This is a genomic window from Streptomyces sp. R302 (genome assembly GCF_012927245.1).
Taxonomy (GTDB): Bacteria; Actinomycetota; Actinomycetes; order Streptomycetales; family Streptomycetaceae; genus Streptomyces.
This window is the reverse complement of the sequence record NZ_JABBGE010000005.1, coordinates 62959-78175: the sequence shown is the minus strand read 5'-3', so window position 1 is coordinate 78175 and position 15217 is coordinate 62959. Positions and strand designations below refer to the sequence as shown.

General features: G+C 69.8%; 15 protein-coding genes. 1 reads left to right on the top strand and 14 read right to left on the bottom strand.

Annotated elements, in window-relative coordinates; genetic code table 11:
- Positions 1-39 precede the first annotated feature (39 nt).
- The 10 genes from HHL19_RS16695 to HHL19_RS16650 form a co-directional block, all read right to left on the bottom strand.
- Positions 40-681: a hypothetical protein gene (locus tag HHL19_RS16695; protein WP_169090339.1), complete on the bottom strand. Its 642-nt coding sequence runs from the start codon at positions 679-681 to the stop codon at positions 40-42.
- Between the two features lie 10 nt (positions 682-691).
- Positions 692-1297 carry a hypothetical protein gene (locus HHL19_RS16690; RefSeq protein ID WP_169090137.1) on the bottom strand — a complete coding sequence of 202 codons (606 nt, stop codon included), beginning with the start codon at positions 1295-1297 and terminating at the stop codon, positions 692-694.
- Positions 1294-2388, bottom strand: a complete 1095-nt coding sequence (locus HHL19_RS16685; protein ID WP_169090337.1) for a DUF5047 domain-containing protein — start codon at positions 2386-2388, stop codon at positions 1294-1296. The genes HHL19_RS16690 and HHL19_RS16685 overlap by 4 nt, the downstream gene beginning before the upstream one ends.
- A 6-nt stretch (positions 2389-2394) precedes the next feature.
- Positions 2395-4623, bottom strand: coding sequence for a hypothetical protein (locus tag HHL19_RS16680; protein ID WP_169090335.1), 2229 nt, complete (start codon positions 4621-4623; stop codon positions 2395-2397).
- On the bottom strand, positions 4623-9317 hold the full coding sequence (locus tag HHL19_RS16675) for a hypothetical protein (protein WP_206325913.1): 4695 nt from the start codon (positions 9315-9317) through the stop codon (positions 4623-4625). The genes HHL19_RS16680 and HHL19_RS16675 overlap by 1 nt, the downstream gene beginning before the upstream one ends.
- Before the next feature lie 210 nt (positions 9318-9527).
- Positions 9528-9875 carry a hypothetical protein gene (locus tag HHL19_RS16670; RefSeq protein ID WP_169090331.1) on the bottom strand — a complete coding sequence of 116 codons (348 nt, stop codon included), beginning with the start codon at positions 9873-9875 and terminating at the stop codon, positions 9528-9530.
- 65 nt (positions 9876-9940) lie between these two features.
- On the bottom strand, positions 9941-10363 hold the full coding sequence (locus tag HHL19_RS16665) for a hypothetical protein (RefSeq protein WP_206325912.1): 423 nt from the start codon (positions 10361-10363) through the stop codon (positions 9941-9943).
- A 100-nt stretch (positions 10364-10463) separates the two neighbouring features.
- Positions 10464-11048, bottom strand: a complete 585-nt coding sequence (locus HHL19_RS16660; RefSeq protein WP_169090329.1) for a phage tail protein — start codon at positions 11046-11048, stop codon at positions 10464-10466.
- Positions 11049-11129: 81 nt separating this feature from the next.
- Positions 11130-11519: a hypothetical protein gene (locus HHL19_RS16655; protein ID WP_169090327.1), complete on the bottom strand. Its 390-nt coding sequence runs from the start codon at positions 11517-11519 to the stop codon at positions 11130-11132.
- Positions 11519-11848, bottom strand: coding sequence for an HK97 gp10 family phage protein (locus HHL19_RS16650; protein ID WP_169090325.1), 330 nt, complete (start codon positions 11846-11848; stop codon positions 11519-11521). The genes HHL19_RS16655 and HHL19_RS16650 overlap by 1 nt, the downstream gene beginning before the upstream one ends.
- A 38-nt stretch (positions 11849-11886) precedes the next feature.
- On the opposite strand from HHL19_RS16650, the gene HHL19_RS16645 reads away from it, so the two are divergent.
- Entirely contained in the window at positions 11887-12234 is a 348-nt protein-coding gene (locus tag HHL19_RS16645; RefSeq protein ID WP_169090323.1) for a DUF4429 domain-containing protein, read from the top strand.
- On the opposite strand, the gene HHL19_RS16640 is transcribed toward HHL19_RS16645, so the two are convergent.
- From HHL19_RS16640 to HHL19_RS16625, 4 genes are read right to left on the bottom strand one after another with little or no spacing between them, the layout of a single operon-like run.
- Positions 12224-12592 carry a hypothetical protein gene (locus HHL19_RS16640; RefSeq protein WP_169090321.1) on the bottom strand — a complete coding sequence of 123 codons (369 nt, stop codon included), beginning with the start codon at positions 12590-12592 and terminating at the stop codon, positions 12224-12226. The genes HHL19_RS16645 and HHL19_RS16640 overlap by 11 nt on opposite strands.
- The gene (locus tag HHL19_RS16635; protein WP_346768583.1) at positions 12570-13586 is read right to left on the bottom strand and encodes a glycosyltransferase family 4 protein; all 1017 of its coding nucleotides are present in this window, start codon (positions 13584-13586) and stop codon (positions 12570-12572) included. Before HHL19_RS16635 ends, HHL19_RS16640 begins: the two co-directional genes overlap by 23 nt.
- The gene (locus tag HHL19_RS16630; protein ID WP_169090319.1) at positions 13583-14206 is read right to left on the bottom strand and encodes a hypothetical protein; all 624 of its coding nucleotides are present in this window, start codon (positions 14204-14206) and stop codon (positions 13583-13585) included. The genes HHL19_RS16635 and HHL19_RS16630 overlap by 4 nt, the downstream gene beginning before the upstream one ends.
- On the bottom strand, positions 14190-15212 hold the full coding sequence (locus HHL19_RS16625; protein WP_169090317.1) for a glycosyltransferase family 4 protein: 1023 nt from the start codon (positions 15210-15212) through the stop codon (positions 14190-14192). Before HHL19_RS16625 ends, HHL19_RS16630 begins: the two co-directional genes overlap by 17 nt.
- Between the last annotated feature and the right edge of the window lie 5 nt (positions 15213-15217).

Genomic DNA, 15217 nt, shown 5'->3' with positions numbered 1-15217 from the left:
CTCGGGGCTGGCGGGTGGTGCTGCCGTGTCGTACGGGGGCTACAGGGCCCGGTAGGTGCCGGAGACCCAGAGGCGGTCACCGGCGGCCCAGCTTTGGGGGAAGGTGGCGCTGATGAGCGCACCATCATGGAGGCCGCCTGCGTAGAGGCTGGCAGTCTGGCCGCCGGCGGGAATGTAGGCGGCGCCCATGCTGTACAGCGACGTCCCGGTCGCGTCGCCGACCATCACGTTGCCGATCATGTCGACGGTGACGGCGGCCTGGACCGGTAGGGAGATCGACCAGGGGCCGGATCCGTAGGTGGTGCTGCTACCCGTGGTGATCTTCGCACTGAAGGTGACCTGGTCTCCGACCCGCGAGTACTCGCCGGCGATGCTCCCGTTTCCCAGCGTGGGGTTCGCGACGGACGCGGTCCACGCGGGGTTGTAGGACTGCCAGGCACCTCCGGCGAGGACCGGCGACCATGCGGAGCCGGTGTAAACGTCGAGCCTGTTGACGTCCTGGAGCCATGACATCATGCCCTCGGCCGGCGAGGTGAGTGTCGCCGCGCGGGCCGCGGCCGACGCGAAGCGGGGTACGGCGCGGTCGAGGATGGACTGCATGGCCACGGCGAGTGTAGTGATGTTGGGAGGGTCGGTGAGCGCGGGCAGGGTGATCGACTGGCCTGAGCTGTCGGTGGGCATCGGGGTCCTCTCAGGTCAGGCGCCGGTACCGCGCGGCGACATCGAATTGGGCCCATTTGTTGCCGGTGGGCGAAAGCGTGCCGGAGAAGTCTCCGAGCTGGACCTGGCCGTTGGTCAGGATCGTCATCACGCCGAAGAATCCGATTGCGACCTGCGCGGTGAAGCGGACCTGTGCCGCAGGCCGGGCGACGGTAGGCAGGGTGGTGACCACGGTGCCGCTCGCGAGTGCGCCGGAGAGGACGGCCATGCCGGACAGGCCAGCGGTCCCGTCGCTATAGAGCCGGTAGGCGGGCACGTAGTAGTTGCCCTGCGGCGCCCAGCCTGCGGCGAGTGTCAGCGCGGTCCAGCTGTCGTTGCCGCTTTCGAGTTTGCCCGCGGCGAGCCAGGAGCCGGCCGAGGAGCGGGTGATGACGATCAGGTCGTCGACGGCGGGGCCGGTGTAGGACTGGAGGCGGCGGGCGATGATGCCGTCGGCGGTGGTGACCGTGCCGTTTGTCCCCACGGTGGCCACGGTGGCGAGCCGCCAGTCGCTGCCCCGCACGGATGGCTCGTCGGCGCCGGCGGTGACCGCTGACCGCCGTAGTGCTGCGGCCAGGTCCCGGGTCAGTGAACTCACGCGCCCTCCTTTCCACTGATGGTCTGCAAGGTCATGTCGCCGGTAACGTCCAGCGGGACGGGGAAGGAAGCGATCTGGTGCAGCTCGGCTGTGCCGTCCGCATAGACCACACGGATCACGTCGCCGGGGGCGAGTGCGGGATTGGGCAGGGAGGAGATGTTCGCCGACGAGTTGGGCGCCTTAGCGGCCCGCAGCTTCAGCGTTGCGGCGGCTGTGCAGGCGCCTGTGGTGGTGAGGGTCGATGAGGAATAGAAGGTTGGCCGGTGGCCGAATGGCCCGGACCAATAGGTGGGCGACCCCGGATCGTCGTCGACAACGAGCGCGCTGACCGGCGCCGCCGCCGCTTCGACGTTCTCGCCTCGGGCCAGCACGCCGTTGAACACTCCGTCCGCGGTCACGGTGCGCTCGGCCTGCACGAGCGCACCACCGTCCCCCGCAGCGATCGTCCACACCGGGGTGACGCTCAAGAGATCAGGCAGTGGGGCGATGACGAAAACCCCGTCGGGGTCGGTGGAGACGTCGCAGCCGATGGCGGCCGCGATTTCAGTGATCGCCTGCCACGGGTCTCCCTCGATGTCCCAAGTGCGGGGCCCGATGGCGGCGTCGGCTGCGGCGCTGCTATCGATGGCCGCGTCGGGGAGCGTCCGGTGGATCAAGGCGGTGACGGCGCTGACTGCGGTGCCCGTTGCCCTCCATGGCGTCCGGAACTTGTCGTCAGCGACGGCTGCTTCGAGGGACTTGCCGTTGAGAGTTACCGGCCCCTCGTCGATGTCTCCGCCGATCTCGTCCACCCGGAAGATACCCAGGGGTACCAGCTCCTGGCTTCCGTCTCCGAAGTCGACGCCGCGGGAGATTCTGAGGCGGGCTCCGTAGACGCTGAGCCGCTCGGTGTCCGTACGTGGGATGAGGCTGGGGTCGGCCAGGGTGACCGTGCAGGTTCGGCGGACCGCTGAGGATCGGTCAACGGTGACGGATCCGCCGGTGTGCTCCAGGTGCTCGACAACGTCGTCTGTTCGGTAGAGAACCACTTCGGTGACCGGCGTGTGGGATTCCACCAGAGCAGACAGGAACCGGTCGCTTACGGGGTACACACGCGGTCACCCCTTCGGCCGGTTGAGGAAGACGTCTTCCCATGTCTCGAAGCGGGCGAGGACGTCGCCCCAGGTGGCGTGCTCGGAGAGGATGTCCTGCCATGTGCGGTCTGCCGACCCGGCGACACCGAGTGCTGCAGGCATGTCGACCTGTCGTAGGGGCAGCGTCCAGGACCTCCAGAGTTCCTGGGCCTGCGGTACGGTGCGGCCTTCGACCACTTGCCCTACGGCCACGTATACGTCGTCGATGCCCATGCCGGGTACGGCCTGCCACAGCAGGATCCGGCCCGGGTCGAGGAGCCAGTGCAGACTCTTGCGCTCGTCATCGGACCGGGTCCAGATCCGGAGTTCGCCTTCCAGCCCTCCTCGGACGTCGCTGAAGATGATGGAGTTGCGTCGGCCACGGACACGGTGCTCGCCCTGTACGACGCTCCGCTGCCAGTCCGGTGCCTTCTCGGTCAGGACGCGCAGGTTCCGCTGGGGTGAGCTCGGATCCTTCAGCCAGCTGAAGTTGGGGTCGCCGGCCGGAATCGTCGCGGTCTGAACGCTGAAGCGGTCCGGTGCGGTAGTTCCGACCTCGTACGTCTCGTGGGTATAGCTGATCAGGACGCCGAGTGGCGCTTCGTAGTCCTGGACGAGGAACTGGGTGTCCGTGATGAGCGTCCGGTCGATGAGGCCGTCAGGACCGCGGACAAAGGTGCGTTCCCCGGTTGGTGTCGTACGCCACAGGCTCAACTCATTGCCGACCTCGAGTTCGCGGACAACGAGATCGACCGAGGCGGTCTCCTCCTTCGGGTTCGCTTCGAAGAGCGGCAGCGCCGGGAAGTAGCTGACCTGGTCGACGCGCAGCGTGGACGAGGGAGCCGTCGCGGTGACGGTGTACTCGAGGGCGACCTTCACCGCGTTGGGGGGCGGGTCCGAGGTGGACGCGATGAACCACCAGCCCGCCCCAGGGATCGGAATCGTCGACGAGGAGCTGGAGGAGATCTCGGTGCCGACGTCGTCGTAAAAGCGGACCCCGGTGGCCACGGTCCATCCCCCGGCACCTACGAGTACCTCGATCACCGCGCGGTGGGTGTCGGTCGTCGCGAGGGTGTACTGGCCGGTCCGGATGACAGAGGCGGTGGCCGTGGCCGAGCTCACCGTCATGGAGTAGGAGCCTCGGCGGGCGGCTGTACCCCAGGGGGTTGTGCGGCTGAGCGTGGCGGCACCCGACACTGTCGTCCACGAGCCGATTCCGAACTCGAAGTCGGCGTCGCTGAGGGGGACAATGCTGCCTGCTTGGGGCCGGGAGGCAGCCAGGATCACGACGGTGTCCAGGCGCATGATCTGTCCGGCTGTGGCGCCCGCCAGTCCGAACGCGAGTCCGGCTGTCTCGGCGCCGGTCGGGGCGATGGCGGAGACCCGCTGCCGGTACCAGCCCGTGCCCGGTGCTGAAAGCACGGCGCGAGTGGCCTGGATCTGCGCGCCCACCCCGTCGAAGAAGCGGAGTTCGATCCAGGCGGCGGTCCCGGACGTCGGAGGCTGCAGGTAGCCGTACGCCTCGTACTCGGTGCCCGGGGTGACGACCGGTGTCTCGGTGCAGCGGAAGTCCGCGTCTCCGTTCGCGGTCACGGTCATCGCGGCGACGTGTCCGCCGGCCAGGTAGAACGTGGCCGGCCAGTTCACCATGGGGACGGCCCGCGTGATGGTGCTGTTGGTGCCGGCGGTGTACTCCCAGTTCGCGGCCCTCTCGTGGGTCTCGGCGTTCGCGGACAGCAGGTTGCCCGTCGTCCTCTGGGGCAGCCCCAAGTACAAGTTGTCGAAGAGGCTGTTCACAGCGCCGGCGGCCGGTGTGGAGCTGACGACGACTTGGGCGAAGGCGGCGTCCACCGGGGCGTAGCCGGCGACAGCAATGCGGTGCCACGCCGCGGACGCCGTCGCGGTGGTGAGCGACCAGGTGATGCTGATCTCGGTGGAGGCCGAGGTGAGCCAGCGGATCCCGATGCGTTCGGGGACGGTGGCGCCGGAGGCGTCCGCCAGGACGAGATACTCCACACCGGGGAGGACCGCGTAGTTGGCGGATGTCCGGCATCGCATCTCGCCGCCGGCGACCGACCTCACCTGCAGGCAGCCGTCGGATGCGGTGCCGCCGGTCGCCCTGCTGATCGTGCAGTTGAGCAGCGGCGTCCAGCCGGTCACATTCGGCTCGAGAGTCGATGTCGCGAGCGACAGGAAGTTGCCCGGGATGGCCATCAGCGTCCACCTCCCGCGTTGAGGACCTGGATGAGCTCGCCGGTGGCGGTGCGGACCTCGGCGCGGGCGATGTCGCGTACTGGCTGGTCGCCGATGTACACGTTGAGCTCGAGGTCGCCGAGCCCGGGCCCCTGTGCTGAGCGCGCGAGGGCGTCGAACTGGCCGACCGTCAGGACCGGTTCCGGGCGGCCGGTGCCGTTGAAAGCCAAGTTCATGCCGGGCTGGAGGTAACCGCCGCTGTCGTAGGACGCGGCCGGCATGAAGCCGTACACGTCGGTGAACAGCATGCTGTTGCTGCCGCGGGCGCGGGGACCGACGATCACGCCGTCGCCGCCGCGGGACTCCACGTTGACGCCGCCGAGGGTGCCGGCGGTGTGGCCGACGCCGCTGTTGGTGATCCCGATAGTGAAGGGACTGTTGGCGCCGCGGACCCATCCCGGTGGGGCGGTCTTCCCGTTGAAGGCCATCGTGGACCATCGCCGGTGGGGGGCTTCGCCGCGGATCACGGATTCGATGGCGGACAGGAATCCGGAGCAGTCCCAGGAGGGGTTCCCGTTGCCGCCCCACTGGTACGGCAGGCCGTTCTGGGTGCGTGCCCAGTTGAGGGCGGCTTGGATGCGGGGGCCGCCGATGGTGTCTGCTCCGCGCTTGTCTGCCTCGTCGGAGTAGCCGAAGATCGAGTCGACGATCCGGCGGGGAATGCGGCGGATCATGCGGCCGAAGGAGGTGTCGGCGCCGGGGAAGGACGCCAGCAGGGGGTCGACAACCGTGTTGAGGCCTGCGCGGGCGCTGTCGCCGATGCTGTCCGTGATCCAGTCGGCGACGCCCTTGACCTTGCTCCAAGCCGCGGATCCGACGCCGGCTGCGGTGTTGCCGATCCAGGAGAAGATGCCGCCGCTCGCGAAGCGCTGGGGCTCGGTCGGGGTGTCGGGGTTGCCTCCGAAGACGGGGGCGAGTGCTTCCTTGACCCCGTTGGTGCCGCGTGAACGTGCGATCTGGTTCATGGAGTTGACGAATCCGGAGCCCACGGCGCGGGTCCATTCGGGGCGCATGATGGCCTCTCCTCCGGAGAGTTCGAGGCCACCGCCGGTCGGGGAGAGGAAGGTGTGGACGTCGCGGCCGGGGGTGTAGCCGGGTAGGACTCCACCTGTGGCCCAGCCCTTGAGTTCCATCTTGCTGATCTTGGGGGCGCCGAATGCACCGGCGATCAGATTCCAGGTGGGCACGATCGCCCCGTTGTAGATCTTGTCGACTACGAAGGCCACCGGCTTCTTCGCAATGTCCGCGATCTTGCCCCAGGCCTTGGCAATGAAGTCCCTGGCGGATTCGAAGGATTTACCTACCGCCTTGATTCCCTCCTTCATCCCGTCGAAGGCGGGCTTCAAGGCCTTGGTCCACAGCCAGCGGCCCTTGTCGGCGATCCATCCGAAAACTGGGGAAATGACGTTCTTCCAGACCCACATGACGATGTCGCCGAGGCCCCTCAGGCCGGTCCTGGTCGCTTCCCAGGTCGGCTTGAGAATGTTGATCCAGAGCCAGCGTGCCTTGTCCGCGATCATGGTGAAGACCGGTTGGATCATGTACTTCCAGACCCAGACCGCCAGTTCGCCCAGGCCCTTGAGGCCCGCCTTGATCGCCGCCCAGGTCGGCTTGAGGACAACCTCCCACAGCCAGCGCGCCTTGTCAGCGATCGACGTGAAGACCGGCTCGAGGATCGATTCCCACAGCCACGTCGCCCAGGTCGCTATGAGCTGGAAAGCCAATACGAACGGCAAGACGAGGAGAGTGAGGATTCCGGTGATGAGGATCTGCGCTGCGAGAACGATGGCGTCCCATGTCGGCTTGAGAATCACTTCCCACAGCCAAACAGCCCATTCCCCGACGGTCTTGAGGGCGAGTACGATTCCGTCGAAAACCGGCTTGAGTACGTTCTGCCACGCCCAGATCGCGGCTGCCTGAATTCCCTGCCAGACGGCCGTGACGATGTCGCGGAACCACTGGAATTCCTGGTAGCAGTAGACAATTGCTGCGACCAGTCCGAGAACTGCGAGCACAATGAGCGTGATCGGGTTCGCCGCGAGTGCAAGGTTGAACGCGATCATCGCGAGGGTGAAGAGCCTCGTGATGATCCACCAGGCGTAGAAGGTCTGGATCAGCCACGGCAGTGTCTCGGCGATCTCTCCCAGCAGGCGGAAGAGCGTGCCGATGGTCTGCAGGAGGGGCTCGGAAAGCGGCTTGAGGGCCTGGGCCACGGACAGGAGCCCGCCCCCGATGTCTCCCATCGCCTCGGCGACCGTCGGTCCTGTCTGCGAGGCGTACTGCAGGAAGCGCTCGAACGCGGGCGAGCCCTTGAGGCTGGTGCCCCAGCTCGCGAACCGGTCGGTGATGGACTGCATCCGCGAGGAGATGCTGTCCATGTGCGGGAAGAAGGCCTGCAGGACGCCGGCCATGCCCACGAAAGTGTTCCCGAACGCGGCGCCCAGCCCTTCGATCGCCGGGATCACAGCGTCGGTGAAGTCCGCCTTGAACGATTTCCACCACGGGCTGTCGAAGCCGCGTGAGGCACGGTCCTGGAGGCGTTCAATGCCCTCCGCCGCCGCGAGCACGATCGGCGTGAGCCCGGGAAGGGAGTTCTTCAGACCGTCGAGCGCCCTCGTGAAGATGGGCATGACTGCCGGCTGCAGGCTCTTCGACCACTCGCCGAAGGCGTCCTTCAGTGACACGAAGGAGTCCATCGTGTCTCGGGCCGCGGGGGTAAGATCCGCCAGCGCCTGCCGGTACTTGGCCTGGGCGATGGCGGCCTGGTCCACGCTGCCGGCCGTCTGGATGGACGCCGACTGGATCTGCCGCTGCGCCGAGGCGACTGCGTCCGCCGCAGCCTGCTGGGCGACGGCGACGTTCTCCGTTGCCTCCCCGACCCGCTCCTGCGCCCGGGCCACCTGCTCTGCGGAGTCGACCTGGGCGCGCGCCGCAGCCTGCTGGGCCTCGGCGACGGCCTCCGTCTTGTCCTGGACGTCCTCCTGGGCCTGCGCAAGGCGATCCCGCTGTTCCGCGATCCGCTCCTGCTGGTCCATGAGGCGCTCCTGCGCGTCACGGACGGTGTCGGATCCTTCGACGCCGGCCTTGGCTGCGTCCGCGGTCTTCTGCCGCAGCTCCTCGGTTTCGGCCGTCTGGTCCTTCAGCCGCTGGACAGCCTGGTCGTAGGCGAGCTGGGCACGGGCGACCTCGAGTTCGGTGGCCTTGCTGCCCTTGTTCTTGACCTGCTGGAGCTCGAGCTCGGCCTCCTTGACAGAGAGGGTCGCGTCGCGCTGGGAGAGTTCGGCCCCAGCGAGCCGGGTCTGCATGTCCTCGAGCTGGTCGGCCGCTTCCTTGCGGGCGCGGGTGAGGTCTTCCTGCGCGCGGGTGAGGTCCTGCTGCGCGCGGGTGAGGTCTTTCTGTACGCGGATGGCGTCTTCCTGCGCGCGAACGAGGGCGTCCTCGGCGTCCGCGATGGCGCGCAGGGCGCGGGTCTGCTGTTCGGCTGCCTGCTTGGTGGCGTCGGTGACGGCGCGGCGGGCCTGGCGGACCTGGTTCTGTGCCTGGGCGATCTGCCTGGCCCCATTGCGTTCGGCGGTGGCGAGGGCTTGCTGCGCGCCGGCCATCTGTAGGGCGCGGGCCTGGGCCTGGCTCGCGGCCTGCGCGGCAGCCTGTCCGCCGCGCAGGGAGGCGTTGGTCGCGGCGTCCTGGGCTGCCTTCTCGGCTTGGAGCGCCTTGGCGATGCCGATGAAGGCGGGCACCGCGACGGCGCCGAGCGCGGCGACTGCTCCGGCCGCGACGAAGGCGGCCGAGGCGATCGCGCCGATACCGGCCGCGATGGCCGGGATGGCGGGTAGCGCGGCGACGCCGCCGATGCCGACGCCCAGCTGGAGGAGGGCGGAGGTGGCACCGCTGGTGTCGACACGGATGTCGATCTCGCGTCCGTCGAGCGCGGACACCATGGCCTGGACGGCGGCGAGCTGTGCGGTGGCGGCGCCGGCGTCGACGCGGACGGCGACGTCGGCGTCGGACGCGGACAGGGCCTGCAGCTGGGCCTGGATCGCGGCGATCTGTGTGGAGGCGGTGGTGGCGTCGATGTCGACACCGACGCGGACGTCCCGCAGCGCCGTGAGCTGGGCCCGCAGGCGCGCGATCTGGACCTCGGCGGCCGTGCTGTCCGCCTCGATGTTGATGTTCGGGAGCGCCGCCTCGGCGGCCTGGACAGCGGCGCGCAGCCGCTGGCCGAAGGTCCCGTCGGTCTCGACCCGGATGCGGGCAGGGTCGACGCTGACGCGGTCGATCTCCTGGCGGATCTCGGCGAGCGCGGCCCGTGCGGCCGCGGTGTCGGCGCGGACCGAGACGTCGGGGTGGGCGGAGCCGATCCGGCGAAGTCGCTCCTCGATGTCGGCGATCTCGGCGGCGGCCGCCGCCGTGTCGACGTCGATGCCGATCCGCCGGTTGGACAGGGTCTCCATCCGGGCCCGCAGGCGCGCGAGGTCTGCGTCGACACCGGTGTCGTCGATGCGGACGTCGAGCCGCGGCATGGAGCGGTACGCCCGCTCCAGGCGTGCGCGCATGGAGCGGGCGAAGGCGCCGGCGGTGTCGGATCCCTGGCGGGCGGCGGCCGGGCGGGCCTGGCGGCCACCCGCGGTGATGCCGTCCTGGACCGAGTCGGCCACCTGGAGGGAGATCCGCTGACCGATGATCTGGCCGACCTGCTGGCCGATCTGGTTGGCCGGCGGGACGAGGGCGGCCCGAAGGCGCTGCTGGAATCCCTGCGCGCTCGGGACGATGTCGACCTCGACGGACCCGACGGTGATCGCCACAGGAGACCCCCTCTCCTGTGTGTGCGACCCGTCGGGCCGTCAAGGGGTGTGAACTGTCCGGGGTCAGCCCCCGGGGTTGAGCATGTGGAAGAGGCGTTCGGCGCCGGCTTCGTCGAGCTTCGCAGCGGCGCGCTTCTTCGGTGCGACACCGGGGCGGCGCATCGGCTCGGGCGCGGGGGGCCGCTTTCCCTTCTCGCTGTTGGCGCAGATCAGGACGTGTTCGACCCTGCGGACTGCGTCATGGACGGTGGCGAGGAGGAGTTCGGTCTGGGACCAGCTTCCCTTCTCGGGCTCGCCTTGCTCGGCCTGGCGGGCGAGCTCTTCCGCCGAGAGCGCGTTGCGCATCGCGGTCTTGGTCCCGGACTCCAGGGGGAGGCCCTGGATGAGGACGCGAAGACGGCGTGTGGTCATCTCGCCGCGCCAGTAGGCGTCGAGCTGGTCGGCGTCGCGCGGGTACCAGTGCGCGAGGTCGGCCTCTACCTCCTCCGCGTGCGTCGCGACGACGTCGCGGGTCCACGCGATTTCCCCAGGCTCTCACCGGCCCGCTCGGCCGCTTCGCCGATCATGTCGCCGAACTCCTCGTTTGTCGGGTCGAGTTCGAGGTAGAGCTCGTAGTCGTCCTCATGGAGGACGATCGCGGCGAAGGCATCGATCTGGCCCTGGTTGAGGAGCCTCTGCCACGACTGCCGCCAGGCCGCCGGCGGGATGACGCGGACGTCCTCGCCGCACAGCGTCGCGGTGACGTGCCGGCCGGTGGCCTCGGCCTCCTGGGCCTCGTCGGCGGAGACGGTGTCCGTCTCGGTCTCGTCGAGGTGGTCGTCGGCGGGACGCCGGTCGGTGGTGTCAGTGCGGCGGGCGGTCGTCCGCCGGCTCGTGGTGGTACGAGTGGTGTCGCCCATGGCGCGGGCCTCCAGTTCAGTGTGCGGCGCGTGGTGTGGATGGTGAGGAAGGTGGGCGGGCCCGGCCCGCGCCAGACCCCTTGTGGGCCCGCCCACCCGATCAGGACCCGGTGTAGACCGGGGTCTCCGGGACGCGGTCGGCGTGGTAGACCGTGTTGCCCGCGGTGTCCGGGTAGGCGGTGATGGTCCATTCGAAGCCGGCCATCTGGTCTTGCTTGTGGACGACGTCGGCCCTGTCGCTGATCTCTCCCTCGGGCACGTAGAAGCCCAGGTTCGTTGCGCCGTCCATCACGAGGAACCAGAAGGTCCGGCGGTCCGGGAGCGGGGACGCGGTCTCCGCGAAGGAGGTCAGGCCGGCGACCGGCTCGAGGTCGACGAGCGGGAGGCGGTACTGCAGGGACCGGACTATGACCCGGCCTGTCTCCCACACCGTGATCTTGAAGGTACGCAGCGACTTGGTGATGGTGGTGCGGATCGGCGAGGTGTAGCCCCAGGGGGTGTACTCCTGGGACTCCTCGTCGAAGCCCTGGGTGAGGCCGTCCTCCGAGATACCGCCGAGCGGCGCCCAGGGGGCGAGCGGCTGGACGAGCGGGTCGCCGGGGGACGCGGTGCCGAGCGGGGCTGCCCAGCCGCCTCCGTTGGCGCCGACCTCCATGAGGTCCGCCGCCCTGGTGATGTTGACCATCGTGGTCTCCAGACATGCGAAGACCCCGCGGCGCGGGGTCGGTGGGGATGGGTGATGGCGCGGGGCGCGGCACGCTGCCGGTCAGGGCACCGCGTGGAAGAACACCTCGTACGTGGCACCGGACCTACGCAGGCCCGGGTTCTCGTACGGACGCCAGGAGGGCGCGGACACGGTGGCAACGCGGCCGAAGACGGCGCGTGCGGTCGCGGTGCCGGGCAAGTGGTTGATGAGGTCGTCGCGGACGAGTTCGGCGAGGGTGGAGGCGTCGCCGCGGGTGGCCGCGTAGACGTCGACGCCGACCAGGGCCCGGTCGAGGCGGAAGCCGTCATCGCCGCCGCCGGGCAGCCGCTGCACCTGGACGACCGGGAGGATGTCTCCGAGGTTCGCCGGAAGCTCGGTGAGCACCCGCACCGCCCGGCGGGCGGTGAGGTAGGCGACGAGCTCGACCTCCAGGTCGGGCCAGACGGCCATCAGCCGCCTCCGGACGTGGACGCCGCCCGCAGCAGGACGTGGTAGGCGGGCACCCGTTCGGTGCCGTACTCGACCCAGCGGGCGTACGGCGCCGCGTTGGTGACGTAGGCGACGGCGCGGTCGCGGCGCCGGCCGCCGCGTGACGTCGACGTCACGCCGAAGGACCGCTGGTACAGGCCCCTGTGCGGGTCGCCCGGGCCACCGACCGGCGCGATGGACTCCGCAGTCGCCTTGATGAGCTCGGCGCGCCGGACCATCTCGCGGCGGATCATCTCGGACCGCAGAAGCTTTCCGATGCCTGTGTAGGACGGACGGACGCGGGCTGCCATAGGATCAGCCACCTCAATTCCGGTATGAGGAGGGGTAAATGGGGGAAATCGCGATCACCGTGCCCGGCGTCCTGGGTCGGATCGATTTCGACGGGGAGTGGGTGACGATCACGAAGAAGGAGGTCGGCCAGACGGCCCGCGAGACCCGGATCCGGGCGGCGGACGTCACCAGCACACGGATGAAGCCGGCGACCTGGGCCTTCCACGGATACGTACAGCTCGTGGTCCCGGGGACGCTGCCGGCGGCGGAGGTGCGGGGGCCGCTGGTGGGCGGCCGGCCGCCGCAGTCCGATCCGTACTCGCTGTCGATCCGCCGGAAGCACAACGCAGTCGCGGAGAAGCTGCTGGCGGCCGTCGAGCGGGCGCGCGGGGCCACTACCCCGTGATCAGGGTCATGCGGACGACGACCGGGCCCTGCGACCCGGTGAACGGAGACCGGTAGCCCTGCCCGTAGCCGGGCTCGCTCTCGCCGTACACCTCGTACACGTCGGTGCCGATGCGGGCCCGGTCCGTCGCACGCACCTCCGTGCCGTACGGGAAGGACACCAGCATGCCGGAGATGACCGTGTCGCGGCCGTCGGTGATCTCGTTCGCACCGGCGCCCGTGCCGTCAACCGGCTCGAGCGCACATCCGGCGACCAGGATCTCCGTGTCCGGGCCCGGAACGTCGTTACCGTAGATGTCCTGGGTCGGCGGCCCGGGCCGCAGGATGGTGACGGTCTCACCGTACGGAAGCGCGCGCACGCCCCACCTCCTCGACCATTCGGCACCAGCCGTCCAGGTCCCCCGCCGGGTCCAGGGCCTTCGACCGGGCCTTCGACCGCCGTCCGGCCGCCCGGTAAACGCCCGGCTCGTCGAGGCCCTCGATCGCCTTCGCCCAGGCGTCGATGTCGTCGCGGTCGCAGAAGATGCCAGCCTGGCCGAGGGACTCCCGCAGCCCCGGCGTGGGGTGGGCGATGACCGGGATCCCGGAGGCCATCGCCTCGACCCCTGCTCTCCCCCACGACTCGTAGTCCGACGGCATCAGCAGCACCCTGGTGCGCCCGTACACCTCGTCCCGCATCCGGTGCCCGTCGAGGTGCTCGACGACCTCGACGTTGGGCAGGTCCGCGGGCGGCTGCTGCTCGCCGTACCCGCCGAGGACCGCGAGGAACCGGCGGTTCGGCATGCGCAGCGCGAGCTCGGCGAGCACGCCGACGCCCTTGGTGGAGGTGCAGTTGATGAGGGTGATGGCGTCGCCGGGACGGGTCGCGTAGGCCTCGGGGTGGACCGGTGGCCGGACCACGAGCAGCTGCCCGGGCCGGAACGCCGCCGCGCCGGTGAACTTCTCCTCGGCGACAGCCCGCATCCACTCGGAGTTGACCACGGCCGCGGTCGTCGACCCGGTGACGAGCGGCTGCCACGTGAGGTCGAAGGTGTTGTGGCAGATCACGATGTGCGGGATGCCGTAGCCGCGGGCCAGCGAGGCTGCGTCCGGCACGTTCTCCAGGTGGCTGATCAGGACGCCGGCCCGTCGGGCAGTCATCTCGTACGCGCGGCCCGGCTGCGGGGGCACCACGTGGACGCCGTCCACCTCGTACGGCTCGCTGCTGCCGGGCCACTGGGACAGCCACACCTCCGCGCGGTGGCCGCGGACGACCAGGGCGCGAAGCATCTCGTGGAGCATCCACTCCGCGCCCGCGTTGTGGTGGGGCGGGTAAGCGTGCACGCGGGCGACGACCCGCAGGTGCCCGATCACCGGTACCTCGCAATGCTCGTCCGGACCGTCTGCCGGAAGCCGCCGAGGACCAGCATCTTGCGGTCCTCGTCCGTCATCGTCACCGCAGTGCCGGCGCCGGAGCCGTCCGTCCGGTACGTGTACGGGCCGATCGTCTCGCCGACGACGCCGCCGGCCATCGTGGGCGCCGTCAGCGTACGCAGCACCATCCGGCACGCAACCGTGACGATGATCGCGGGCGCCTCGGCGTCGCCGTAGCTGTACACCACCCGATAGGTCCCCGGGTACGCGTCGACGTCCTCGTCGTACCACGCCTCGGGCAGGTTGATGGACGGGCTGCAGGAGGCGACGCGGATGATGTCGAGGCCGTCCCACTGCCAGCCGACAACGGCCACGTCGGGCGCGCCGCCGGCACCGATCGCGGTCACCGACTTCACGCCGATGACCGGCCGCTGCGGCAGCCGGATCTCGCCGAGCTGGGCCCGCAGGACCACCTCGGCATCGTCGACCCGGGAGAAGGACAGCCCGGTGAAGGTACGGATCTCGGCGGACGCGTCATCGAGGAGCGCAGCGGCCCGCGCGGCTTCTGCGGTCATGAGCGGCCGGCCGAGGCGGGCCTCGAGGTCAGTCGTGTCGGCCAAGGCGGCCACGTCGCGCCACCTCCTCCATGCTGGTGCACCAGGTGTCGAGATCGGTGCTGGGGTCGAGTGCTTCGGCGCGGGCGCGGGCGGCCTTCGCCATGCCGGGGTAGATCCTGGGGCTGGTGATGCGGCGGATGGCCGCCGCCCAGGCGCCGGTGTCGTCGCGGTCGCAGAAGGTGCCGGCCTCACCAAGGGACTCCCTCAGCCCGGGGGTGGGGTGGGCGATGACGGGGATCCCGGAGCACATCGCCTCGACGGCGACGCGGCCGTACGACTCGTAGTCGGACGGGGTCAAAAGGACGCGGGTGCGCCCGTACACCTCGTCGCGCATGCGGTGTCCGGGGGTGTGCGGGGCGATCTCGACGTTGGGGAGGTCGTCGCGGACGATCTGCTTGCCGTAGCCGCCGATGACGCCGAGGAACTTGCGCTTCGGCATGGCCTCGGCGAGCCGGTAGAAAGTGTGGGCGCCCTTCTCGGCGGTGAGGTTGATGAGGGTGATGCAGCCGCCGCGGGTGGCCTCGTAGTCGGCGACGGCGACCGGCGGCCGGACGGTGATGCTGGAGGGTATCGGGTAGCTGCTGCGGTGGATCTGCCACCACGCCTCGACGTCGGCCCGCATCCAGTCCGTGTTGTGGACGACGAGCGCCGGACGGCCCTTGGCCAGCCACGCCTTCGACTTCTCGTAGGTGTTGTGGAGCAGGTGCACCACCGGGATCCGGTTCAGCTCACCGAGGATCGACGCGCGCGCGGTGTTCTCCAGGTGGGTGACGATGGCGTCGGCGCGGCCGTCACCGCACAGCCAGGGTGACGGGTCGCCCTTGCCCCGGTAGGGGTGGACGGCGACGCCGTCGAGGTCGTACGGGGCGTCGGCGGCCGCGGCCTGCGAGAGCAGGACGTCGACCTGGTGGCCGCGGGCGGCAAGCTCCCGCAGCAGGGAGTGGGCGGCCCACTCGGCGCCCGCGTTGTGGGCGGGCGGGTAGGCATGCAGCATCGCGAGGACTCGCAAGGACG

Excerpts from the sequence above, each read along its gene's own strand:
- HHL19_RS16655 (WP_169090327.1), bottom strand. The coding sequence starts at position 11,519 with ATGGCCGTCTGGCCCGACCTGGAGGTCGAGCTCGTCGCCTACCTCACC.
- HHL19_RS16680 (WP_169090335.1), bottom strand. The coding sequence starts at position 4,623 with ATGGCCATCCCGGGCAACTTCCTGTCGCTCGCGACATCGACTCTCGAG.
- HHL19_RS16670 (WP_169090331.1), bottom strand. The coding sequence starts at position 9,875 with ATGACCACACGCCGTCTTCGCGTCCTCATCCAGGGCCTCCCCCTGGAG.
- HHL19_RS16660 (WP_169090329.1), bottom strand. The coding sequence starts at position 11,048 with ATGGTCAACATCACCAGGGCGGCGGACCTCATGGAGGTCGGCGCCAAC.
- HHL19_RS16665 (WP_206325912.1), bottom strand. The coding sequence starts at position 10,363 with ATGGGCGACACCACTCGTACCACCACGAGCCGGCGGACGACCGCCCGC.
- HHL19_RS16695 (WP_169090339.1), bottom strand. The coding sequence starts at position 681 with ATGCCCACCGACAGCTCAGGCCAGTCGATCACCCTGCCCGCGCTCACC.
- HHL19_RS16650 (WP_169090325.1), bottom strand. The coding sequence starts at position 11,848 with ATGGCAGCCCGCGTCCGTCCGTCCTACACAGGCATCGGAAAGCTTCTG.
- HHL19_RS16645 (WP_169090323.1), top strand. The coding sequence starts at position 11,887 with ATGGGGGAAATCGCGATCACCGTGCCCGGCGTCCTGGGTCGGATCGAT.